General features: G+C 74.6%; 17 protein-coding genes. 11 read left to right on the forward strand and 6 right to left on the reverse strand.

What is annotated here, in order from left to right; genetic code table 11:
* The first annotated feature begins 111 nt into the window (after positions 1-111).
* A complete protein-coding gene (locus ACH5AR_RS22565) occupies positions 112-1,149 on the forward strand; it encodes an aldo/keto reductase (protein ID WP_396303438.1) in 1,038 nt (345 codons plus the stop codon).
* 126 nt (positions 1,150-1,275) lie between these two features.
* On the opposite strand, the gene ACH5AR_RS22570 is transcribed toward ACH5AR_RS22565, so the two are convergent.
* Positions 1,276-2,244, reverse strand: a complete 969-nt coding sequence (locus tag ACH5AR_RS22570) for an NAD-dependent epimerase/dehydratase family protein (RefSeq protein WP_396303255.1) — start codon at positions 2,242-2,244, stop codon at positions 1,276-1,278.
* A 383-nt stretch (positions 2,245-2,627) separates the two neighbouring features.
* On the opposite strand from ACH5AR_RS22570, the gene ACH5AR_RS22575 reads away from it, so the two are divergent.
* The 7 genes from ACH5AR_RS22575 to ACH5AR_RS22605 all read left to right on the forward strand — a co-directional run bounded on the left by ACH5AR_RS22575 (position 2,628) and on the right by ACH5AR_RS22605 (position 11,807).
* Positions 2,628-5,399 carry an SdrD B-like domain-containing protein gene (locus ACH5AR_RS22575; protein WP_396303256.1) on the forward strand — a complete coding sequence of 924 codons (2,772 nt, stop codon included), beginning with the start codon at positions 2,628-2,630 and terminating at the stop codon, positions 5,397-5,399.
* A 124-nt stretch (positions 5,400-5,523) separates the two neighbouring features.
* On the forward strand, positions 5,524-6,384 hold the full coding sequence (locus ACH5AR_RS22580) for a hypothetical protein (protein ID WP_396303257.1): 861 nt from the start codon (positions 5,524-5,526) through the stop codon (positions 6,382-6,384).
* A gap of 151 nt (positions 6,385-6,535) precedes the next feature.
* Entirely contained in the window at positions 6,536-7,426 is an 891-nt protein-coding gene (locus ACH5AR_RS22585; RefSeq protein ID WP_396303258.1) for an ABC transporter substrate-binding protein, read from the forward strand.
* 46 nt (positions 7,427-7,472) lie between these two features.
* Positions 7,473-8,459 (forward strand): amino acid ABC transporter permease, encoded by a 987-nt coding sequence (locus ACH5AR_RS22590; RefSeq protein WP_396303259.1) that lies wholly within the window; start codon positions 7,473-7,475, stop codon positions 8,457-8,459.
* 5 nt (positions 8,460-8,464) lie between these two features.
* The gene (locus tag ACH5AR_RS22595) at positions 8,465-9,265 is read left to right on the forward strand and encodes an amino acid ABC transporter ATP-binding protein (protein WP_396303439.1); all 801 of its coding nucleotides are present in this window, start codon (positions 8,465-8,467) and stop codon (positions 9,263-9,265) included.
* Positions 9,266-9,330: 65 nt separating this feature from the next.
* Complete coding sequence (locus tag ACH5AR_RS22600) at positions 9,331-10,959, forward strand: amidohydrolase family protein (RefSeq protein WP_396303260.1); 1,629 nt, start codon at positions 9,331-9,333, stop codon at positions 10,957-10,959.
* The gene (locus ACH5AR_RS22605; protein WP_396303261.1) at positions 10,956-11,807 is read left to right on the forward strand and encodes a serine hydrolase; all 852 of its coding nucleotides are present in this window, start codon (positions 10,956-10,958) and stop codon (positions 11,805-11,807) included. Before ACH5AR_RS22600 ends, ACH5AR_RS22605 begins: the two co-directional genes overlap by 4 nt.
* Positions 11,808-11,868: 61 nt before the next feature.
* Here ACH5AR_RS22605 and ACH5AR_RS22610 read toward each other — a convergent pair whose 3' ends face one another.
* The 3 genes from ACH5AR_RS22610 to lysA all read right to left on the reverse strand — a co-directional run bounded on the left by ACH5AR_RS22610 (position 11,869) and on the right by lysA (position 14,431).
* Entirely contained in the window at positions 11,869-12,036 is a 168-nt protein-coding gene (locus ACH5AR_RS22610; protein WP_396303262.1) for a hypothetical protein, read from the reverse strand.
* 97 nt (positions 12,037-12,133) lie between these two features.
* Positions 12,134-13,060 (reverse strand): LysR family transcriptional regulator, encoded by a 927-nt coding sequence (locus ACH5AR_RS22615; RefSeq protein WP_396303263.1) that lies wholly within the window; start codon positions 13,058-13,060, stop codon positions 12,134-12,136.
* Between the two features lie 9 nt (positions 13,061-13,069).
* Entirely contained in the window at positions 13,070-14,431 is a 1,362-nt protein-coding gene (gene lysA / locus ACH5AR_RS22620; protein ID WP_396303264.1) for a diaminopimelate decarboxylase, read from the reverse strand.
* Positions 14,432-14,591: 160 nt separating this feature from the next.
* Between lysA and ACH5AR_RS22625 the strand changes: the two genes are divergently transcribed.
* Both ACH5AR_RS22625 and ACH5AR_RS22630 read left to right on the forward strand, forming a co-directional pair.
* Positions 14,592-15,248, forward strand: coding sequence for a GntR family transcriptional regulator (locus ACH5AR_RS22625; RefSeq protein ID WP_396303265.1), 657 nt, complete (start codon positions 14,592-14,594; stop codon positions 15,246-15,248).
* A gap of 97 nt (positions 15,249-15,345) precedes the next feature.
* Positions 15,346-16,617, forward strand: a complete 1,272-nt coding sequence (locus ACH5AR_RS22630; RefSeq protein WP_396303266.1) for an MFS transporter — start codon at positions 15,346-15,348, stop codon at positions 16,615-16,617.
* Positions 16,618-16,758: 141 nt separating this feature from the next.
* Here the strand turns inward: ACH5AR_RS22630 and ACH5AR_RS22635 are convergent, their stop codons facing one another.
* Positions 16,759-18,825 carry an MDR family MFS transporter gene (locus tag ACH5AR_RS22635; protein ID WP_396303267.1) on the reverse strand — a complete coding sequence of 689 codons (2,067 nt, stop codon included), beginning with the start codon at positions 18,823-18,825 and terminating at the stop codon, positions 16,759-16,761.
* A 208-nt stretch (positions 18,826-19,033) separates the two neighbouring features.
* Here ACH5AR_RS22635 and ACH5AR_RS22640 point away from each other — a divergent pair, with 208 nt between their 5' ends.
* Positions 19,034-20,575 carry an MFS transporter gene (locus ACH5AR_RS22640; protein WP_396303268.1) on the forward strand — a complete coding sequence of 514 codons (1,542 nt, stop codon included), beginning with the start codon at positions 19,034-19,036 and terminating at the stop codon, positions 20,573-20,575.
* Between the two features lie 154 nt (positions 20,576-20,729).
* On the opposite strand, the gene ACH5AR_RS22645 is transcribed toward ACH5AR_RS22640, so the two are convergent.
* Positions 20,730-21,569, reverse strand: a complete 840-nt coding sequence (locus ACH5AR_RS22645; RefSeq protein ID WP_396303269.1) for an SAM-dependent methyltransferase — start codon at positions 21,567-21,569, stop codon at positions 20,730-20,732.
* Between the last annotated feature and the right edge of the window lie 3 nt (positions 21,570-21,572).

Genomic DNA, 21,572 nt, shown 5'->3' on the forward strand with positions numbered 1-21,572 from the left:
GGGATTCCTGTTCCATTAGATCCGGGGGTCTGCTAGGTTCGCGGCATCCTAACGGAATGGGAGTCCCATTAGGGGCTTGAGGGGAGAACCGTCATGACCGTCGCCACCGAGATGGAGTACCGCCGGCTCGGCGCGTCCGGGCTCAAGGTGCCCGCGCTCAGCCTCGGCACCGGCACCTTCGGCGGGCGGGGACCGCTGTTCGGGGCCTGGGGCACCACCGACGTCCAGGAGGCCCGCCGGCTGCTCGACATCGCCGTCGACGCCGGGGTCACCCTCTTCGACACCGCCGACGTCTACTCCGACGGCGCGTCCGAGGAGGTGCTCGGCCAGGCCGTCCGCGGCCGCCGCGACCGGGTGCTGATCTCCACCAAGGCCGGACTGCCCACCGGGGGCGGCCCCCAGGAGGCCGGTACGTCCCGCGCCCGGCTCGTCCGCGGCGTGGACGACGCGCTGCGCCGCCTCGGCACCGACTACCTGGACCTGTTCCAGCTGCACGCCTACGACGCCGGCACCCCGATCGAGGAGGTGCTCGCGACCCTGGAGGACCTGGTCCGGGCCGGCAAGATCCGCTACACCGGCGTCTCCAACTTCTCCGGCTGGCAGCTGATGAAGTCCCTCGCCCTCGCCGAGCGGTACGGCCGCCCCCGGTACGCCGCCCACCAGGTCTACTACTCGCTGGTCGGGCGGGACTACGAGTGGGAGCTGATGCCGCTCGCCGAGGAGGAGGGCGTGGGCGCCCTGGTCTGGAGCCCGCTCGGCTGGGGCCGGCTCACCGGGAAGATCCGCCGGGGGCAGCCGCTGCCGGCGGGCAGCCGGCTGCACGAGACGGCCGACTACGGCCCGCCGGTCGAGGACGAGCTGCTGTACCGGGTGGTCGACGCGCTGAGCGAGGTCGCGGCCGAGACCGGCCGCACCGTGCCCCAGGTGGCGATCAACTGGCTGCTGCGCCGTCCGACCGTCTCCTCGGTCATCATCGGCGCCCGCAACGAGGAGCAGCTGCGCCAGAACCTCGGTGCGGTCGGCTGGGCCCTGACGCCGGAGCAGGTGGCCCGGCTGGACGCGGCGAGCTCCCGCACCGCGCCGTACCCGTACTTCCCGTACCGCCGGCAGGAGTCCTTCGCCCGGCTCAACCCGCCCCTCGCGGGCTGAGCCGCCCGGCGGCCCCGGCCGGACACGGCGCCGGCCCCGGCCCCGGCCCGGGAGATGTCCGGGCCGGGGCCGGGGGCGGCTGCCGCGGGGTGGCGGTCGGGGCCGCCGGGCGGCCTGTCGGGGGCGTCAGCGCCGGTGCCAGGCCGCGAGCAGTTCGGCCTCCCGGGCGGGGTCGAGGGTGCCCGGCACGGGCTCGAACGGCCGGATGTCCCGGGCGGTGTCGGCCACCGGGCGCAGCGTGAGGCCGGTGGCGAGGGCAGCGGCCGGGTCGGCGGTGTTGGTGGCGCGGCTCTCCGGGGTGGCGGGCCAGAGCGGCAGGGCGCGCTCGGGGACGCCGGCCGCGCGCAGGAAGTCTTCGGCCACCCAGGTGAGGCTGATGCCGGGCGGGGCGACCGCCGAGGCGACGGCGTCGAGCAGGTCCCCCAGGCCGTAGGGCGGCGGAGTGGCGGCGTGGTAGGCGCCGCAGGCACCCCGCTCCAGCAGGGCGAGCATCCAGGCGGCGAGGTCGCGGACGTCCACGACCTGGAGCGGGGCGTCCGGCCGGCCGGGCGCGAGCACCTCGCCGCCCCGGGCGAGGCGCTCCACCCAGTAGTCGAAGCGGTGGGTGTAGTCCCGGGGGCCGATCACGTACGTCGGGCGGACCAGCAGGGTCTGCGGGCCGAAGGCCTGCCGGGCGGCGCGCTCGCACTGGACCTTGAGGACGCCGTAGGTCTCGGCGGTGATCTCCTCGGCCTCCGGCCCGTCGGCGGGGAGCAGGGCGGAGTCCTCGGCGTAGCCCGGGGCCTTCGGGACGTCGTACACCGCGAGCGAGGAGACCAGCAGGTAGCGTCCGGCGCCGTCGGGGCCGAGTGCCTCGGCCAACCCCCGGACCTGCCGGGGGAAGTACGCGCAGAGGTCGACGGTGGCGTCCCAGCTGCGGCCGCGCAGGGCGGACAGGTCGGCGTCGCGGTCGGCGATCAGGTGGACGGCGTCCGGGAGCAGGCCGGGGCCGGAGCGCCCCCGGTGCACCACGGTGACCTCGTGCCCGGCGGCCAGGGCCGCCTCGGCGAAGTGGACTCCGATGAAGCGGGTGCCGCCGATGACCAGAATGCGCATTCGCACATCGTGCCAGTCCGCCGGGCGCGGTGGCCAGTCAGTAGCTGATCGCCGGTCAAGTGGGGGGCGCGGTGGGGGAGTCGTGGAGCGGAGTGTACGGTTCCGGGGGGAAGCGTGTTCGACTGTCGACGGAACGGGCGGCGGCCGTCGGCCGCGGCGGTCCGCGGTCGGCCGATCGGCGCTGGTCAGCCGCGCGGCGGCGGTGCCGGAAGGAAGGGCCGAGACGGCCTCGAAACGTCTGATGTTCCGTCAAAGTTCCTTGTTCCCCGGCGAACTTGTGCGAAGTCCCTTTAAGCTCCCGTTAACAACGACGGCTTTCCGCCACTCTCGGACTTCGCTCGCGAAGGTCGGGCGGTCGGCCCAACCGGACGATGAGAGCAGGGATGACGACGACAAGTGAACGAACCGCCGGTGCCGCGCGCGGCCCGAGCGGGCGGCGGACCGGCCCACCCGGCCGCCGCGCGGTGGGCCTGCGCACCGCGGGCGGTGCGGTGACGCTGGCCGTGCTGGCCGGTTCCTGGTCGCTGGCGGCGGCCCCGCCGGCCTTCCCCCAGGCCGGCGACGGCACGGTGAAGGTCCACGTGATCCGGGCCGTGGACAACGACGGCGTGTGGACGCCCGGGCTGGAATCGGGCATGGCGGGCGTGAAGGTGACGCTCACCGACACCGCCGGGGCCACCGTCGAGGGCACCACCGCGGCCGACGGCACGGTGACGCTGACGCCCGCCACCGGCAAGCTGACCGGCGGCAAGTACCGGGTCCAGGTGGTGAATCCGAAACCGGGCGCGCTCTATCCGGCGTTCGCCTCCCGCGAGGGCACGGACGGCGGCCCGAACAAGCTGAGCTCCAACGAGGAGTTCGTCGACGTCTCCGGCGGAAAGACGGCGGACATCACCACGGGCCTGTGGAGCCCGGGCGACTACTGCCAGAAGAACGCCCCGCTGGTGACGACCTGCCAGCCCGTCCCCCGGGACGGCGGGGCGGCGCACACGCTGGTGTCCTACCCGTACAACTCCCGCGGGGTGGCCGGCACCCAGGTGCCGGTGACCGACCTGGCCACCAGCGAGCAGACCGGCAACCTCTACGGCATCGCCTGGAACAAGGCCGACCGGCGGGTCTTCGCCTCGGCCCAGGCCAAGCGGACCACGAGCTACGGCCCCGGCGGCCCCGGCGGGATCTACGTCACCGACGTGGCGCAGAAGAAGACCACGCTGTTCACCACCGTCCCGGACGCGGGCACCACCCCGCACAGCCCGGGCAACGACGACGGCTTCCTGGCCGCGGTCGGCAAGGAGAGCCTCGGCGGCATCAAGGTCACCGACGACGGCAAGGACCTCTTCGTCGTCAACCTGCACGACCGCAAGCTCTACCGCTACGACGCCACCCTGGCGACGGCGGACGCTCCGAAGGCCGTCTACCCGATCCCGGACCCGGGCTGCCCGGCGGCGGGGGACTGGCGCCCGTACGGCCTCGGCCTCCAGGACGGGACCGGCTTCCTCGGCGGCGTCTGCTCCGGCGAGTCCACCGGCAAGGCCGCGGACCTGCGGGCCGTGGTGCTGCCGTTCGACCTGGCCACCGGCGCGTTCAAGCCGGCGGTGCTGAACCAGCCGCTCGACTTCCCGCGCGCCGTGTCGGTGGGCACCTCCTGCCCCGGCGCCGGCTGGTTCCCGTGGCAGGACACCTTCCCGACCTCGCAGAACGGCCAGGCCTGCACCGGCTACCTGGCCAACCCCGAGCCGGAGTTGGGCGAGATCGCGTTCGAGACCGACGGCTCGATGCTGATCGCCTTCCGGGACCGCTTCGGCGACCAGTCCTCGGCCGGCCCGACCCAGGGCCAGGGCAGCCCGGTGCTGCCCGGCGGCGACCTCAACAAGGCCTGCCTGGTGAACGGCACCTACGTGCTGGACACCAACAACGGCTGCGGCGCCACCACCCGGGGCACCCGGTTCTTCGACAACAACCGCCTCGGCCACAACAACGCCGCCAACGCCGGGCTGGCGTTCTCCAAGGTCGAGGACTCCATCGCGACCGCGGGCTACGACACCAACTACATGGTCGTCGGCTTCGGCACCGCCTCCGTCAAGCGCGACGGCAAGGCGGACGGCGGCGTGCGGATGAACCCGGAGAACGGCCCCTCGCCGTTCGGCAAGGGCGCCGCGATGGGCGACCTGGAGGTCCTCTGCGACCAGGCGCCGCTCCAGATCGGCAACCGGGTCTGGTACGACCCCGAGCGCAGCGGCCTCCAACTGCCGGGCCAGAAGCCCGTCCCGGGGGCCACCGTCCACCTGTACGACGAGGCGGGGAAGCTCGTCGGCACGACCACGACGACCAAGCGCGGCGAGTACTACTTCGACGACAGCAACGTCGAGGGCGGCCTCAAGCCGCGGACCAAGTACACGATCAGGCTGGACAACCCGGCGGACTACGCCAAGGGCGGCCCCCTCTTCCAGTGGGTGCCGACCGACCACGACGTCGGTGACAACCACTTCATCGACTCCAAGGGCATCGTTCCGAAGGGCGGGAAGTACCCGGAGCGGGCGCTGACCACCGGCGGCCCCGGTGAGAACGACCACACCTACGACTTCGGCTTCCGCCTCCAGGAGGGCGCGCTGCGCCTGGTCAAGCACGACCAGGACGGCAAGCCGCTGGCGGGCGCCAAGTTCCAGCTGTGGCACGAGACCAACGGGACCGACGGGCTCCAGACGGCGGGCGACAAGCCCGACGCCAAGCCCGACACCAAGGTCGGCGAGGCCTGCACGACCGGGGCCGACGGCATCTGCCAGGGCACCGGGGTGCCGGGAACGTACTACTGGCAGGAGCTGAGCCCGCCGGACGGCTACGCGGCGCCGGAGGTCACCGTCTTCGGCCCGCTGAAGCTCACGTCGGCCAACCTCGACGCCGGTGTGGAGGTGACGGCCGTCAACACGCTGATCCCCACGCCGACGCCGACGCCCACCCCGACCCCGACCGAGACGCCGGCCCCGGCGCCGACGTCGGCGGCTCCGGTGCCGCCCGCACCGCAGCCTCCCGCACCCGGGCACCTGCCCAACACCGGTGCGGGTGACGGGATGCCGCTCGCCCTGACGGGCGCGGTGGCGCTGATCGCCCTCGGCACCGCCGTGGTGCTGGTGGTCCGCAGGCGCAAGGCGGCCTAGCGGCCGTGGTCAGGGGGCCCGGTGCCGGAAGGCCGGCACCGGGCCCGATCGGGCGGGTTCGTGGGACGGTCGGTTCCCGGGCCCGCCCGACTGTCGTGTCCGACCGAGGAATGGGAGCGGCTGCATGCCCCGCAAGACGAAGGCCGACGGCCGTGGCCCCCGGCGGCCCCTGGCGGGCCGGTTCAAGGCGCTGATCGCGGTCGCCGTGTGCGGTGCCGTGGCGGGCGGCGTCGCCGTCTACCGGACGGCCTCCGACGGGCCCGCCGAACGCCCGGTGACCACCGACGAGGCGGGCCGGCTGGCGCTGTCCCGGCTGAACCTCTACCAGGCCAGCCCGGTGGCCGTGACGCTCACGGCCGCGGAGGGCGGCGGCGTCACCATCCGGGTCGACGGCGTCGTCGACTACCGCAACCACCGGGGCGTCGGCCGCTACCGCACCAGCGGCGCGAGCGGAGCGCTGGACCACGGCCTGATCGTCTGGGACACCGGCGGCCTCGGCCTGGCCCCCGACCCGGCCGGCACCGCTGCCACCGCGACCGCGGCCCCGGGCGCCGCCGCCGGGACCTCCGCACCGAGCGCCGCCGCCCCGACCGACACCCCGGCCTGGGAGCAGGCCGAGCGCATCCCGCGCCAGGGCTGGTCCCCGCGCAGCTACACCGCGGACCCGCTGGACGCCGGGCTGAACCTGCTGGTCCAGCTCGGTGCGGACCGCCCCGACAACCCGCTGCTGCTCGCCCAGTCCGGAGCCCGCTGGCTGGGCCGGGACCGGATCGACGGCCGGGACTTCGACCGCTTCGCCGGCCCGCGCGCCCAGGGCTCCGCGCCCGACGGCGCCCGCTCGCCGCTGACCTACTGGGTGGACGGCGACGGCGGGCTGCGCCGGGTGACGATGCGGATGCCCGGGCTCGGTACCCCCACGACCGTGGAGGTCACCGGCCGGCAGGCGGACGCCAGGCTGCCCGAGGCCCCCTGGCTCACCGGGTGAGCGGCTGACCGGGCGCGGGCGGAAAGCCGCAGGACAGGGGCGGTCAGCCGTACAAAAATCGTTGGTGAGGCAGCAATGGCTTCATCATCTTCCGTTCACCCTGATCCGGCTGCCAGCATCGGCGCACCGTCACCGCCCGAGGGAGTAGCCGATGAACCGCCCCCGTTCCCTGCGCTGTCTGGCCGCACTGTCCCTGGTCGTCCTGGCCGCCACCGCCTGCGGGCGCTCCGACCAGGGCGGCTCCCCGGCCGCCGGTGCGGCGCACGAGGGCCAGAACTCCGGGAAGAGCGCCGCCGAGCTGCTCCCGGCGAAGAACCGGCAGAGCGGCGTGCTCAGAGTGGCCACCTCCGTCGGCTACCCGCCGATGGAGATGTACAAGACCGGCACGACCGAGCTGACCGGGGTCGACCCGGACCTCGCCGCCGCCATCGCCGGGAGGCTCGGCCTCAGGCTGGAGCTCGCCAACTCCTCCTTCGACGGCCTGATCCCCGGCCTCCAGGCCGGCCGCTACGACCTGGTGATGTCCTCGATGACGGACAGCGCGCAGCGCCGCCAGGCCGTCGACTTCGTCGACTACTTCCGCACCGGCGGCGTGATCATGACCAAGAAGGGCAACCCCGAGGGCGTCAGGTCCCTCGAGGACCTCTGCGGCCGAAAGGTGGTGCTCGCCAAGGGCAGCTCCAACCTGGAGATCGGCGAGCAGCAGAACGCCAAGTGCGCCACCAAGATGACGATCTCGCAGAGCGAGGACGCCCCGACCGGGCTGCTCCAGCTGGACAGCGACCGGGCGGTGGCCACCATCGTGGACTACCCGGTGGCGCAGATGTTCGTGCAGAACAGCGGCTCCTACGAGGTGCTGCCGGAGCAGTACGGGACGGCGCCGTGGGGCATCGCGGTGGCCAAGAAGGACTCCGGACTGCGCGACGCGGTGCGCACGGCGCTCCAGGAGCTCATCGAGAGCGGCGAGTACCGCAAGGTGCTGGACGCCTACCAGGTGGGCGGCAGCGCGGTGGAGCGCGCCACCGTCAACGCGGCGCAGTGACGACGGCGGCACCGACGAGATGAGCACCGACATGAGAGACCCCGCGATGCCCGCAGACCCCGTGACCCCCGCCCCGGCCCCCCGGGCGGCCGCCGCCACCGCGGCCGCCGACGACGACCTCGCCTTCGAGGTGACCGGCCGCCCCCGCCCGGCGCGCTGGCTCGCCGTCCTGGCGGCCGCCTTCGCCGCCGTCTGGCTGGCCTGGACGATCATCGTCAACCCCAACCTGCACTGGGACATCGTCGCCCGGTACCAGTTCGACGGCGTGATCCTGGAAGGCCTCTGGGTGACGGTCCAACTCACCCTGATCTCCCAGGTGGTGGGCATCGTCATCGGCGTGGCGGTCGCCGTGATGCAGCTGTCCGACAGCCCGGTGCTGCGCACCACCGCCGGGGCCTACACCTGGTTCTTCCGCGGCACCCCGCTGCTGGTCCAGCTGATCTTCTGGTTCAACCTGGCGCTGCTCTTCCCGGAGATCAGCATCGGCATCCCCTTCGACGGGCCCAAGCTGGTCAGCTGGCAGTCCAACACCCTGATCACCGGCTTCGTGGCGGCGCTGCTCGGCCTGTCGATCAACGAGGGCGCGTACATGTCCGAGATCGTCCGGGCCGGCATCCAGAGCGTCGACCCCGGGCAGCGCGAGGCGGGCGCCTCGCTGGGCATGTCCAACCGGCAGATCCTCACCCGGGTGGTGCTGCCGCAGGCGATGCGGGTGATCATCCCGCCGTTCGGCAACCAGTTCATCTCCATGCTGAAGACCACCTCGCTGGTCTCCGTCATCGCGGGCGCCGACCTGATGACCGTCTCCCAGCACCTCTACCTCGCCAACTTCGAGGTGATCGCGCTGCTGATCGTCGCGTCCCTCTGGTACCTGGTGCTCACCACCATCGCGAGCGTCGCCCAGCACGCCGTGGAACGGAAGTTCAACCCGGCCGGCGCGCCGCCGGCCCTGCACCGCCGGGTGCTGGCCAACCTGCGGCCGGGACGCGGCGGGGCGCGCAAGCGCACGACGAGGAAGGGGGAGGGCAAGTGAGGACGATCGAGCTGGACAAGCCGGGCGGGGCGGTCCCCGCGGTGGTGCTGTCGGCCCGCAGGGTGCGCAAGCGCTTCGGGGACCTGGAGGTGCTGCGCGGCATCGACCTGGAGGTCCGTTCCGGGGAGGTGCTCTGCGTCATCGGCCCCTCGGGCTCCGGCAAGTCCACCCTGCTGCGCTGCTTCAACCACCTGGAGAAGATCGACGCCGGGCGGATCGAGGTGGACGGCGAACCGGTCGGCTACGAGCCGCACGGCGCCCTGGGCGACAGGCTGCGCGAGCGCCGTCCGCGCGACATCCGCCACCAGCGCGAGCGGATCGGCATGGTCTTCCAGCGCTTCCACCTCTTCCCGCACCGCACCGCGCTGCAGAACGTGATGGAGGGCCCGGTCGCGGTCAAGGGGCGCCCGCGCGCGGAGGCCGAACGGCAGGCCCGCCAACTGCTCGGCCGGGTCGGCCTGGCCGACCGCGCCGACCACTACCCGGCCCAGCTCTCCGGCGGCCAGCAGCAGCGGGTGGCGATCGCCCGGGCCCTGGCCATGGAGCCGACCCTGATGCTCTTCGACGAGCCCACCTCCGCGCTCGACCCGGAGCTGGTCGGCGAAGTGCTCGGCGTCATGCGCGACCTCGCCCGCAGCGGCATGACGATGATCGTCGTCACCCACGAGATGGGCTTCGCCCGGGAGGTCGCCGACCGCGTCGTCTTCATGGACCAGGGCGCCGTCGTGGAGGCCGGCAGCCCGGCCGAGGTGTTCACCGCCCCGCGGCACGACCGCACCCGGGCCTTCCTCTCGACGGTGCTGTGATGGGGGTGAGGGGACTGATGAGCGCGACGGGACTGACGGGACCGACCGGACTGACGGGAACGGACATGGCCACGACCCCGGTCGACCTGCTGCTGCGCGGCGGCACCCTGGTGGACGGCACCGGGGCGCCCGCCCGCCCGGCCGACCTCGCCGTCGCCGACGGCCGGATCACCGTCCTGCCGCCGGGCCGCGCGGTGGCCGCGGCCGAGACCCTGGACGTCACCGGGCGGGTCGTCACCCCCGGGTTCATCGACGTCCACACCCACTCGGACGCGCTCGCCGCCCCCTTCGGCGGCGGCACCCACACCGACGGCGACGCCCTGGACGAGCTGCGGCTCGCCCCGCTGCTCCAGGGCGTCACCACCGAGATCAGCGGCAACTGCGGGATCAGCCTGTTCCCCGCGCTGCCCGAGCGGCTGCCCGAACTGGCCGGGCACCTGAGGGTCTCCTTCGGCCTCGGGCCGGTGCTGCCGGCCGAGGACTTCGACGCCTTCGCGGCCGGGCAGCGGCCCGAACTGCGCCGCAACCACATCGCCTCGCTGGTCGGCCACGGCACGCTGCGCGCCGGGGTGATGGGCTTCGAGGACCGCCCGCCCACCCCCGAGGAGCTGGCCGCCATGTGCGGACTGCTCGACCGGGCGCTGGGCCAGGGCGCGGCCGGGCTCTCCACCGGCCTGATCTACCCGCCCGGCGTGTACGCGGACACCGACGAGATCGTGGCCCTCGCGAAGGTCGCCGCCCGGCACGGCAAGCCGTACGTGACGCACCTGCGCGACGAGATGTCCCAGGTGGAGAAGGCCCTGGAGGAGGCGCTGGAGATCGCGGTGCGCTCCGGCGCCCCGCTCCAGGTCTCCCATCACAAGACCGCCGGGCGGCACGCCTGGGGCGCCACCCTGCGCACCCTGCCGAGGCTGGAACGGGCCCGCGCCGACGGCGTGGACGTGCTCTGCGACGTCTACCCGTACACCGCCGGCAGCACCGTGCTGCACGCGATGCTGCCGCCGTGGACCAGCGAGGGCGGCCCCGCCGCGCTGCTGGAGCGGCTGCGCAGCAAGGAGGTGCGGGACCGGATCCGGGCGGACATCGCGAACGGCGTCGAGGGCTGGGAGAACACCGTCGGCAACGGCGGTTGGGACCTGATCTCGGTGGCCGCCGCCCCCGCCCGCCCGTCCGTCGAGGGCCGCCGGATCGCCGACCTGGCCGCCGAGCGCGGCACCGACCCGGTGGAGTACGTCTGCGACCTGCTGCTGGAGGCGCAGGGCGAGGTGACCATCATCAGCCACTCGATGCGCGAGGACGACGTCCGCCGGGTGCTGGCCAGCCCACTGTCCATGATCGGCTCGGACGGCGTGCCCAAACCCGGGCGCCCGCACCCCCGTTGGGCGGGCAGCTTCGCCCGGGTGCTCGGCCGCTACGGGCGCGAGCAGGGCCTGCTGCCGCTGGAGCTCGCGGTGCACAAGATGACCGGCCTGCCCGCCCGGCGGTTCGGGCTGGCCGGGCGCGGCGTGGTCCGGGACGGCGCCGTCGCGGACCTGGTGGTGCTCGACGCGCGGACCGTCCTGGACGGCGCGACCTTCGAGCGGCCGCTGCTGGCGCCGACGGGCGTGGAGACGGTCGTGGTGGCCGGCCGGGTCGCGGTGCGCGGCGGCCGGCCGACGGCGATCCGGGCCGGAGAGGTGGTGCGGGTCCGATGAGCCTCGCCCAGGTGGCCGCCGCCGCGCGCAGTTCGGCGGCGCTCCCGCTGACCCTCGCGGTGGCCGCCGTCGACGTGGACGCCGCGGGGGGCGGTGACGGCGCGGTGGGGGTGGACGACACCGTCGTGCTGCCCGTGGCCAGCGCCTCCAAGCTGCTGCTGCTGGCCGAGGTCGCCCGACGGCTGGACAGCGGGGAGCTGACGGCCGGGCAGCGGGTGGCGATCCTTCCCGAGGACGTCACCGGCGGCACCGGCCTGCTGGGGCGGCTGAGCCGGTCGGGCTGGACGGTGGAGGACCTGGCCTGGCTGACCGCCGCGGTCAGCGACAACACCGCCACCAACGCGCTGCTGCGGCTGGTCGGTCTGCCGGCCACCGCACGGCTCGCCCGCGACCTCGGGCTGGAGGCGCTGACCCTGCACGACCGGGTGCGCGACGAGCGCGGCCCGGGCGTCCCGCCGGTCTTCGCCACCGGCACCGCCCGCGACCTGGCCCGCCTGGTGGCCCTCGCGCTGCGCGGCGCCATGGCCGGCCCGGCGGCCTCGGCCCGGCTGCTGGGCTGGATGCGCGCCAACACCGACCACGGCCTGGTGCCCGCGCTCGTCGACCACGACCCGTACGCCGCCGGCTTCCCCGAGCCGCTGCCGGGCCGCCTCCTGGTGGCCAACAAGACCGGTACCGACACCGGGGTGCGGGCCGACGCGGGCGTCGTCGTGGGCGCCCGGAGGGTCGCCTACGCCGTCGTCGCGCACTGGGACGTGGCGCTCGGGCCCAGCACCGAACGGGCCGCGGTGCACGCCATCCGGGACGTCGGCCGGGCGCTGGCGGCCTGGGCGCAGCGCCCGGCCTGAGTCGGCCCGCCCGCACCGGGCCGGCCCGGACCCGTCCGACGGGTCCGGGCCGGCCGCCGTCTCAGTGGCCTTCCTCCGAGCGGGTCTGGGTGTGGCCGCCCGCGGTGGAGGCGGTGTCCTCCTCGGCGACGACGGAGGCCGGGGCGTGCCGCTCGTGGACCACGGCCGTCGCGGCGGCGGAGAGCAGGGCGGCGGACAGCAGGGCGGCGGCGACCGGGCGTACGGACATCCGGCGGATCATCGGGTTCCCCCTCGGTGGACGGGTGCTGGCGGGTGCAGCATGGCACACCCGCGCTCGGCCGCCCAGGGCCGGGACGGGCGCCCGCTCAGGCGCCCCAGCGCATGTCCAGCAGCGACCTGATCTCCCCGGCCGCGGCGCCGAGTTCGGCGAGGAAGGAGCGCAGCACCGGGTTGCGGTTGGTGGCCCGGGTGGCCACTCCGATGCGGCGGTGCAGCTGCGGGTGGTCCAGCCGGCAGACGTGCACCCCGGCGCTGTCGGCCAGGCCGAGCGCCGGGATCAGCGCGACGCCCATACCGGCCCGCGCGAGGTTGATGGTCACCTGGTAGTGGTCGCTGCGGCAGCGCACCCGGGGGCGGAACCCCTCGGCCGCGCAGGCGCGTTCGAGCACCGGCTCGCCGGTGCTGCCGCCGTGGGTGCCGATCCAGCTCTCGCCCTCCAGCTCGGCCAGCCGTACCACCGAGCGCCGCCCGAGCCGGTGCCGCAGCGGTACCACGATCAGCTGCGGCTCCTCGAAGTACATCCGCACCTCCACCGTCGCCCGGCGGCACCACGGGTCCAGCGGGTGCTCGAAGACGACGGCCGCGTCCAGCCGGCCGGCCTCCAGGTCCGGGACCAGCTCGTGCGGCTGCCCCATGATGAGCTCCAGCTCCACCTGCGGGTTCGCGGCGGCGAACGCGGCCAGCGCCCGGGGCAGCAGGTCCAGCCCGGAGGAGGCGAAGAAGCCGATCCGCAGCACGCCCGCCGCCCCCTGGGCGTGCGCCCGCAGGTCGTCCCGGGCGACGGCCATCAGGTCGGCGATGGCCTGGGCGTGCTCGGCCAGCCGGACCCCGGCGGGCGTCAGGCGCAGGGACTGCGGAGCCCGTTCCACCAGCGCCACACCCAGCTCCTGCTCCAGGCGGGCGAGCTGGTGCGAGATGGCGGACGGGCTCAGGTGCAGGGCCTGCGCAGCGGCCACGATGGTGCCCCGGCGGGCGATCTCCAGCAGGACGTGCAGGCGGGCGCTGTTCAGCATCGGCCCAGGTTAGGACGAGTGCGCCCGTCGAGCAGCCGTCGGCTCCCCGCCGCCGCCCCCGCTGCCGCCGTCCGCCACGGCCACGTCCAGCCGGAGCAGGTCGTGCTCCGTCTCCCGGCGCACCACCGGACGGGCCTCGCCGTCCCGGACGAAGACCACGGCGGGCCGCGGCAGCTTGTTGTAGTTGGACGCCATGGCGTAGCCGTACGCGCCGGTCACCGGGGTGGCCAGCAGGTCGCCGATCCGCAGGTCGGCGGGGAGCGCGGCGTCGTCCACTATCACGTCGCCGCTTTCGCAGTGCTTGCCGACCAGCCGGGCGCGCTGCGGGCGGGGCGCCTCGGGGCAGCGCGGCAGGAAGGCCTCGTAGCGGGCGCCGTACAGCGCGGGGCGCAGGTTGTCGCTCATCCCGCCGTCCACGCTGACGTAGGTGCGCACGCCCTCGATCCGCTTGACGGTGCCGACCCGGTAGAGGGTCAGCCCGGCCCGGGCGGCGATCGAGCGGCCCGGCTCGACGGCCACCTCGCCGCTCCAGCCGGCGCCGCGCACCGCGGCGCGGACCCGCTCGGCCCAGACCGCGAAGGAGGGCGCGGACTGCCCGTTGAGGTAGGCCACGCCCAGGCCGCCGCCGACGGTCAGCCGGCGCAGGCCGTGCTCGACCGCGAACCGGGCGGTCGCGGCGGCGCCGTCGGCCAGCTCGCCCGCGTCCAGCACCTGGGAGCCGACGTGGGCGTGGACGCCCTCCAGCCGGACGGCGGCGGAGCCCTCGGCCCGGCGCACCGCGGCCTCGGCGGCGCCGTCGGCCAGGCCGAAGCCGAACTTGGAGTCGTGGCCGCCGGTCCGGATGGCCTGGTGGGCGCCGGCCGCGACCCCGGGGGCCACCCGCAGCTGGATCCGGGCCGGGGGCAGCCCCTCCTCGTGGTGCAGCCGCTCGATCCGGTCCAGCTCGTCGAAGCTGTCCACCACGACGTGGCGCAGGCCGGCGCTCAGCGCGGTGCGCAGCTCGGCCTCGTCCTTGTTGTTGCCGTGCAGCACGATCCGGTCCGGGGCGACCCCGGCGTACAGCGCGGTGCGCAGCTCGCCGCCGGAGGCGACGTCCAGCAGCAGGCCCTCCTCGGCGGCGAGCCGGGCCATCGCGGTGCACAGGAACGCCTTGGAGGCGTAGGCGACGTTGTCCCGGCCGAAGGCGGCCACCGCCTCCCGGCAGCGCCGGCGCAGGTGCTCCTCGTCGTAGACGAACAGCGGGGTGCCGTACCGGCGGGCCGCCTCGTCCAGGAGCACGCCGCCGACGGCCAGACCCTCGGGGCGGAACTCGGCGGTGAGCGGCAGCAGGCCCGGATCGACGGGCGGCAGGGCTGGCGACACAGGGGACACGGCTTCCTCCCGGCTGGGCTGGCTGGCCCGCCCATCCTCGGCCCTGCGGGAGGGGCTGAGAAAGCGCATTCTTCCGGCGCTGAGCGGTACCGAAACCGATGCTCCGGGCCGGAGGGCATCTTGTATCTAAGCTTGCATCTATGGTGCTACGGTGTGGTCCATGGCCGACACCCCGCCCGCCGCCCGCGTCCCGGCCGCGGATCGCGCGTACGAACTGACCAAGGACCTCATCCTCGGCGGCGGCCTGCCCGGCGGCACGCTGATCAGCGAGGGCGAGATCGCCGAGCGCACCGCGCTCAGCCGCACCCCCGTCCGGGAGGCCTTCCTGCGGCTCCAGGCCGAGGGGCTGCTCCAGCTCTTCCCCAAGCGCGGCGCCGTCGTGGTGCCGGTCGGGCCCGGCGAGGCCGAGGACGTGCTGGAACTGCGCGAGGCGCTGGAGAGCACCGCCGTCCGCCGGATCATCCGCCGCCCCGACGGCCTCGACGCGCTGGTGCGGCAGCTGTCCGAACTGATCGACCAGCAGCGCGAACCCGCCCGCCGGGCCGACCTCGGCGCCTTCGCCGAGGCCGACGAGGCCTTCCACCGGGGCATCGTGAGGGCCTCCGGCAACGAGCTCGCCGAGCGGTTCTACGGGACGCTGCGCGACCGCCAGCGCCGGATGGCCGTCCAGCTGCTCCGGGTGCAGCCGGAGCGGCTGGCCCCGCTGGTCGAGGAGCACACCGTGCTCGTCGAACGGATCGCGGCCCGCGACGCCGAGGGCTTCGGCGCCGCCCTGCGCGCCCACCTGGACGCCCACCGGGCCGTCACCGACCGCTGAGCCCCGACCGGGCCCCCTTCGCCGCGCACCGGCACCCGGCTGCGCACCCCCCCGACGGACCGCCGGGACCGACCATCCGACAAGGAGCAGCACCACCATGAGCACCACCCGGCCGCCGTCCGCCGGTCCCGCCGCACCCTCCGGCCGGGGGCGGCCGTGGCTGCTCGCGGCCCTCGCCATGCTCTGCTGCGGCTGGGGCGGCAACCAGTTCACCCCGCTGCTGCTGATGTACCGCCACCTCGGCGGCTACTCGGAGGTCACCGTGGACGCCTTCCTGGGGGCGTACGTCCTCGGGCTGGTGCCCGGCCTGCTGGTCGGAGGCGCGGCCTCGGACCGCTACGGGCGCCGTCCGCTGATGATCGGCGCGGTGGCCGCCTCGCTCGCCGCCAGCGGGGTGCTGTGCGCCGGAACGGCCGGTGAACTCCCCATCTACGCCGGGCGGTTCCTCACCGGCATAGCCGTCGGCATCGCGATGGCCGTCGGCACCAGCTGGGTCAAGGAGCTCTCCCAGGCCCCGCACGACCCGGCCGCCGACCCGGGCGCCGGCGCCCGCCGCGCCTCGCTCGCCCTGACCCTCGGCTTCGGCCTCGGCGCCGGAGCGGCCGGCGCGCTCGCCCAGTGGGGCCCCTGGCCGATGGTCACCCCGTACCTCGCCCACCTGCTGGTCACCCTGCCCGCGCTGTTCCTGCTCCCGAAGGCCGTCGAGACCCGGGCCCGCTCGGCCGTCGACCGCAGCCTCTGGGCCGACCTGAAGGTCCCGGCGGCCGGGCACCGGCGCTTCCTGCGGGTGGTGCTGCCGATGGCGCCGTGGGTGTTCGGCTCGGCCGGCGTCGCGTACGCGGTGACCCCGCAGCTGGTCGGAGACCGGCTCGGCCACTGGTCGCTGGCCTACGCGACGCTGCTGACCGTGCTCACCCTCGGCACCGGCGCCCTCGTCCAGCCCTTCGCCAAGCGCCTGGACTCCTTCTCCTCGGCCCGCGGCGTGATCGTCGCCATGGTGCTGATGGCCTGCGGGATGGCCGTCTGCGCCGGGGACGCGGCGCTCCGCTCGCCGCTGCTCGGGCTCGGCGGCGCGGTGTTCCTCGGCGCCGCCTACGGCATCGGGGTGGTCTCCGGGCTGCTGGAGATCCAGCGCATCGTCACCCCCGACGACCTGGCCGGCATCACCGGCGTCTACTACGCGCTCTGCTACTCCGGCTTCCTGCTGCCCGCCGTGCTCGCCGCGTTCTCCTCGCTGGCCTCCTACACGGTGATGCTCAGCGTGGTGACGGCCCTCGCCCTCGCCAGCCTCGCCGTGATCGTCCGGGCCTCCCGCCGCACCGCGCCGCCCACCGTCGTACCGGTCCCGGTGGACGCCTCCCGCCCGTGACCGACCGGTCGGCGCCCGGCCCGGCCCCGGAACGCAACACGGGCGGTCTGCTGCGTCCGGTACGGTCCGCACCCCTTCGGCACGCCCGTCCGTCTCCCGGCACCGTCCGACCCGGAGCCCGGCACCTCCCGGTCGCAGGGGCTACACCGTGGCGTCGTCCTTGGGGCGGGCGTGGGCCGGGAGGCCGGTGGCGAGGTCCTCGACCAGGAGGCGGCGGGCGATGGCGTCGGCGGCCGCGCGCAGGCGGGGGCTGCGGGGGCGGCCGGCGTCGGCGTCGAGGCGGGCGTTGAGCCAGTTCGACCAGGCGTGGCCGAGGGCGCGGACCTCCTGGGAGCCGGCCTCGGTGGGGGAGAGGCGGTCGCCGTCGCGGGTGAGGTAGCCCTCGGCGGCCATCCGGTCGAAGACCGGCTCCAGGACCTCCGGGGGCACCCGCTTGCGGGCGGCGATGAGGTCGAGCGAGGCGTGGCCGACGGCCTCGGTGTGGCCGGCCACCTGCATCAGGGCCCAGGCCCCGGCGAGGTCCACCCGGGTGCCGGCGTCGCCGACGATGGTGCGTACGGTGCCGAGGTCCACGCCGCGCACGATCGAGCTGACGGCGAGCTCCAGGTGCGGATCGGAGTCGCTGGTCGTCGGCTGGGCGAAGCCCTCGCCCATGTCGGTGGAGCCGGCCCGGGTGGTGTCGCGCAGCTGCACCTGCTTGAGGAACAGCGCGACGACGAAGCCGACGGCGGCCACCGGGATGGTCCACAGGTACACGGTGTGCAGCGCGTCGGAGTACGCCTGGACGAGGGGCGCGGCCTGGTCGGCGGGCAGCCGGTGCAGGCCCTGCGGGCTCCCGGCGGCGTGGGCGAGGACGGCCGGGTCCGCGCCGGTGAGCCGGGCCGCGGTGCCGACCCCGCCGGCGAGCTCGGTCTTCAGGCTGTTGGCGTAGATGGTGCCGAACACGGCGGTGCCGAAGGAGCTGCCGATGGTGCGGAAGAAGGTCACCCCGGCGGTGGCGGTGCCGAGGTCCGCGTAGTCGACGGTGTTCTGCACGGCGATGGTCAGCACCTGCATGGTCAGCCCGATGCCGACGCCCAGTACGACCATGTACAGCGAGGCGAGCGCGGTGCCGGTGCCCGGCTGGAGGCGGGAGAGCAGGTACAGGCCGAGGGCCATCACCAGGGTTCCGACGATCGGGTACAGCCGGTACCTGCCGGTCCTGCTGACGGCGTTGCCGCTGGCGATGGAGGCGACCAGCAGGCCGATCACCATGGGCAGCATCCGGACGCCGGAGACCGTCGCCGAGTCGCCGTCCACGTACTGGAGGAAGGTCGGCAGGAAGGTCAGCGCGCCGAGCATGGCGAAGCCGACGATGAAGCTGAGCACCGAGCACACCGCGAACACCGGGTTGCGGAACAGCCGCATCGGCAGCATGGGCTCGGCGGCGCGGGTCTCCACCCGGCAGAACAGTGCGAGGGCCACCGCACCGCCGACGAACAGGCCGATGATCACCCCGGAGCCCCAGGGGTACTGGTTGCCGCCCCAACTGGTCGCCAGGATCAGGGCGCTGGCGCCGACCGTGACCAGCGCGATCCCCAGGTAGTCGATCACCGGCCGGACGGCCGAGCGCACCGAGGGGATGGTCCGGGCGGCCGCAACCACCACCACGACGGCGATCGGCACGTTGACGTAGAACGCCCAGCGCCAGGACAGGTGGTCGGTGAACAGCCCGCCCAGCAGCGGCCCGACCACCGTCGCCAGCCCGAACACCGCGCCCATCGCACCCTGGTACTTGCCGCGCTCGCGCAGCGGGATGACGTCCGCGATCAGTGCCATCGCGGTGACCATCAGGCCGCCGGCGCCCACGCCCTGGACGGCCCGCCAGGCGATCAGCAGGGTCATGTCGGTGGACAGGCCGCACAGGAAGGAGCCGCCGACGAAGACGATCGCGGAGACCTGGAACAGCAGCTTGCGCCCGTACAGGTCGCCGAACTTGCCGGCGAGCACGGTGGCGACCGTCTCGGCCAGCAGGTAGGAGGTCACCACCCAGGACATGTGCGCGGCCCCGCCGAGGTCCGCGACGATGGTGGGCAGCGCGGTGCCGACGATGGTCTGGTCGAGGGCGGCCAGCAGCATGCCGAGCACGATGGTGGCGAAGACGACGTTCCGCTGCCGGACGTCCAGCACCGGAGGGGCGGACGGCGGGGTCTCGGTGGCGACGCTCATGCCGTCAGCCTCCGGGGTGAGGGCGGCAGTCGCGATCCTGTTGGGCCGTCCGGGTGAGGCCGGAGGGTGGTGCGCCGGTGCCGCCCCCGGTGGCGGCCCGGTGGCGGCCCGGTGGCGGTCCCCGGCGGGCCGGGCGAGGATGAGCCGGACGAAGCCGACCGACGTTCGTCCACGGACCGGGCGCCCAGGCTTCGGGGAAAGGGCTCCCATGACCGCAGACCCGCCGCCCCGCGCCGGGCACTCCGCGCACTCGCCGCACTCCGGGCACGCCGCGCACTCGGCGGCACCGCCCGGAGCCACCGCCGCCGACGGCGGCCGGGCCGCCGCCCGGCGCTGGCAGGCGCTCGCGGTCTGCCTGGTGGCCGGGTTCATGACCCTGCTGGACGTCAGCATCGTCAACGTCGCGCTGCCGACCGTACGGGCCGGGCTGCACATGTCCGACAGCGGCCTCCAGTGGGTTCTCAGCGGCTACGCGCTGGCCTTCGGCCTCGTCCTGGTGCCCGCCGGGCGGCTCGGCGACGCGCGCAGCCGGCGGGCCGTCTTCCTCGCCGGGCTGGCCCTGTTCACCGTGGCCAGCGCGCTCGCCGGGGCGGCGCGCAGCCAGGAGTGGCTGGTGCTGGCGCGGCTGTTCCAGGGCGCGGCCGGCGGGGTGCTGGTGCCGCAGGTGTCCGGGTTCATCCAGGTGCTGTTCCAGGGCGCCGACCGCGGCCGGGCCTTCGGTGCCCTCGGTGCGACCATCGGGCTGTCCACGGCCGTCGGGCCGCTGCTCGGCGGGCTGCTGATCCACGTCGTCGGCCCGGAGAACGGCTGGCGCTGGGTCTTCCTGGTCAACCTGCCGATCGGCGTCGCCGCGCTGCCGATCGCCTACCGGCTGCTCCCCGCGCCCCCGCCCGCCGCGGAGCGGGCCGGGCACCGGGACTTCGACCCGGTCGGCGTGCTGCTGCTGGGCGCCGGGACGGTCTCGCTGCTGCTGCCGTTCGTCCAGGCGCAGCAGTGGCACGGCTCGACCCGCTGGCTGCTGCTGCCGCTGGCGGCCGTGCTGCTCGCCGCGTTCGTCGGCTGGGAACTGCACTACGGGCGGCGGCGCGAACCGCTGGTGAGCATGGCGCTGTTCGCGGTGCGGCCGTACGCGGCCGGGACGCTGCTGTCGCTGGTGTACTTCGCCGGGTTCACCGCGATCTTCTTCATCTTCACGCTCTACCTCCAGGCCGGGCTGCACTACTCGGCCCTGACGGCGGGCCTGGCGATCACGCCCTTCGCGGTGGGCTCGGGGGTGTCCGCGGCGGTGGGCGGGCGCCTGGTGAGCCGGCTGGGGCGGCGGCTGGTGGTGGCCGGGCTGGTGCTGGTGCTCGCGGGGCTGCTGGCCTCGGCACTCGCGGTGCAGCTGTGGTCGGGGCCCCATGTGGGCTGGACGACGGCGCTGCCGCTGCTCGTCGCCGGTGCGGGCAGCGGGCTGGTGATCGCCCCGAACCAGACGCTGACCCTCCAGCAGGTGCCGGTGTCCCGGGCGGGCAGCGCGGGCGGGGTGCTGCAGACCGCGCAGCGGGTCGGCTCGGCGGTGGGCATCGCCGTCGTCGGCTCGGTGTTCTTCGCCCGTGCCGCCGGGCCCCACCCGGACTGGGCGTGGGCCTTCCAGCTGGGGGTGACGGTCGCGGCGGGCCTGGTGCTGGTGGCGCTGCTGGTGGCGGTCGCCGACATGGCCTCGGGCCGGGGGAGCTTCCGGGCCGCCGGCCCGCGGGCGGGGCCGTGACCCGGCGGCCGTGCTCCTGCGGCCGTGATCCGTCGGCCGTGCTCCTGCGGTAGGGGCTCCGTCGGTGGTGGCGAACCGGGCGCGGAATCGATCCTGCGAAGGCGTCGGCACCGTCAGGGAAACGATTCTGCGCCCGGTTGTGCGGCACCGTCCGTCAGCGCTTGACCGCCACGCCCGCGTACATCGCGATGTCCTGGTCGCGCACGGGCGCGGCCCCCGCGTCCGGCCGCCAGTGGTGCACCAGCGTGACCCCCGGGTCGAGCAGCTCGAAGCCGTCGAAGAAGGCCTCCGCCTCGGCCCTGTCGCGGATCTGGAGCGGGATGCCGCGCGCGTTGTACTCCCGGCCGACGCCGCCGACGCCCACCGGGTCGGTGTCCCCGGTGAAGACCGTCAGGGCCAGGAAGCTGCCGGGCGCCAGGGCGTCCATGAAGCGGCGCACGATGCCCTGGGGGTCGTCCTCGTCCAGCACGAAGTGCACGATCGCGATCAGCGACAGCGCCACCGGCTGTGAGAGGTCGAGCACCTCGCGCAGCTGCGGGTTGTCGATGATCGACGCCGGGTCGCGGAAGTCGGCGTCCACGTAACAGGTGCGGCCCTCGGGCGTGCTGTCCATCAGGGCCCGCGCGTGGGTCAGCACGATCGGGTCGTTGTCCACGTAGGCCACCCGGGCCTCGGGGGCCACGGACTGGGCGATCTCGTGCACGTTCGGCGAGGTCGGGATGCCGGTGCCGATGTCGAGGAACTGCCGTACGCCGTACTCCTCGGCGAGCCGGCGCACCGAGCGCTGCATGAACTCGCGCGTGGTGCGCATCGAGACCGGCAGCGACGGCCAGGCCTGCACCGAGGCGTGCGCCGCGACCCGGTCCGCCTCGAAGTTGGTCTTGCCGCCGATGAGGTAGTCGTAGACCCGGGCGGAGTGCGGGACGTCCATCCGCAGGTCCACCGACGGGTACTCCTCGCGCGGACCGCGCTCCGCTCGGATCTCGTTCACCATGTT

Source organism: Kitasatospora sp. NPDC018619, from assembly GCF_044391605.1.
GTDB lineage: Bacteria > Actinomycetota > Actinomycetes > Streptomycetales > Streptomycetaceae > Kitasatospora.

What these genes read in the sequence shown, in the direction of transcription:
- ACH5AR_RS22580 (WP_396303257.1), top strand. Translation starts at nt 5,524, where the DNA reads ATGCCCCGCAAGACGAAGGCCGACGGCCGTGGCCCCCGGCGGCCCCTG.
- ACH5AR_RS22645 (WP_396303269.1), bottom strand. Translation starts at nt 21,569, where the DNA reads ATGGTGAACGAGATCCGAGCGGAGCGCGGTCCGCGCGAGGAGTACCCG.
- ACH5AR_RS22600 (WP_396303260.1), top strand. Translation starts at nt 9,331, where the DNA reads ATGGCCACGACCCCGGTCGACCTGCTGCTGCGCGGCGGCACCCTGGTG.
- ACH5AR_RS22615 (WP_396303263.1), bottom strand. Translation starts at nt 13,060, where the DNA reads ATGCTGAACAGCGCCCGCCTGCACGTCCTGCTGGAGATCGCCCGCCGG.
- ACH5AR_RS22630 (WP_396303266.1), top strand. Translation starts at nt 15,346, where the DNA reads ATGAGCACCACCCGGCCGCCGTCCGCCGGTCCCGCCGCACCCTCCGGC.
- ACH5AR_RS22590 (WP_396303259.1), top strand. Translation starts at nt 7,473, where the DNA reads ATGCCCGCAGACCCCGTGACCCCCGCCCCGGCCCCCCGGGCGGCCGCC.
- ACH5AR_RS22640 (WP_396303268.1), top strand. Translation starts at nt 19,034, where the DNA reads ATGACCGCAGACCCGCCGCCCCGCGCCGGGCACTCCGCGCACTCGCCG.
- ACH5AR_RS22570 (WP_396303255.1), bottom strand. Translation starts at nt 2,244, where the DNA reads ATGCGCATTCTGGTCATCGGCGGCACCCGCTTCATCGGAGTCCACTTC.
- ACH5AR_RS22625 (WP_396303265.1), top strand. Translation starts at nt 14,592, where the DNA reads ATGGCCGACACCCCGCCCGCCGCCCGCGTCCCGGCCGCGGATCGCGCG.
- ACH5AR_RS22585 (WP_396303258.1), top strand. Translation starts at nt 6,536, where the DNA reads ATGAACCGCCCCCGTTCCCTGCGCTGTCTGGCCGCACTGTCCCTGGTC.
- ACH5AR_RS22635 (WP_396303267.1), bottom strand. Translation starts at nt 18,825, where the DNA reads ATGAGCGTCGCCACCGAGACCCCGCCGTCCGCCCCTCCGGTGCTGGAC.
- ACH5AR_RS22610 (WP_396303262.1), bottom strand. Translation starts at nt 12,036, where the DNA reads ATGTCCGTACGCCCGGTCGCCGCCGCCCTGCTGTCCGCCGCCCTGCTC.
- ACH5AR_RS22605 (WP_396303261.1), top strand. Translation starts at nt 10,956, where the DNA reads ATGAGCCTCGCCCAGGTGGCCGCCGCCGCGCGCAGTTCGGCGGCGCTC.
- ACH5AR_RS22575 (WP_396303256.1), top strand. Translation starts at nt 2,628, where the DNA reads ATGACGACGACAAGTGAACGAACCGCCGGTGCCGCGCGCGGCCCGAGC.
- ACH5AR_RS22565 (WP_396303438.1), top strand. Translation starts at nt 112, where the DNA reads ATGGAGTACCGCCGGCTCGGCGCGTCCGGGCTCAAGGTGCCCGCGCTC.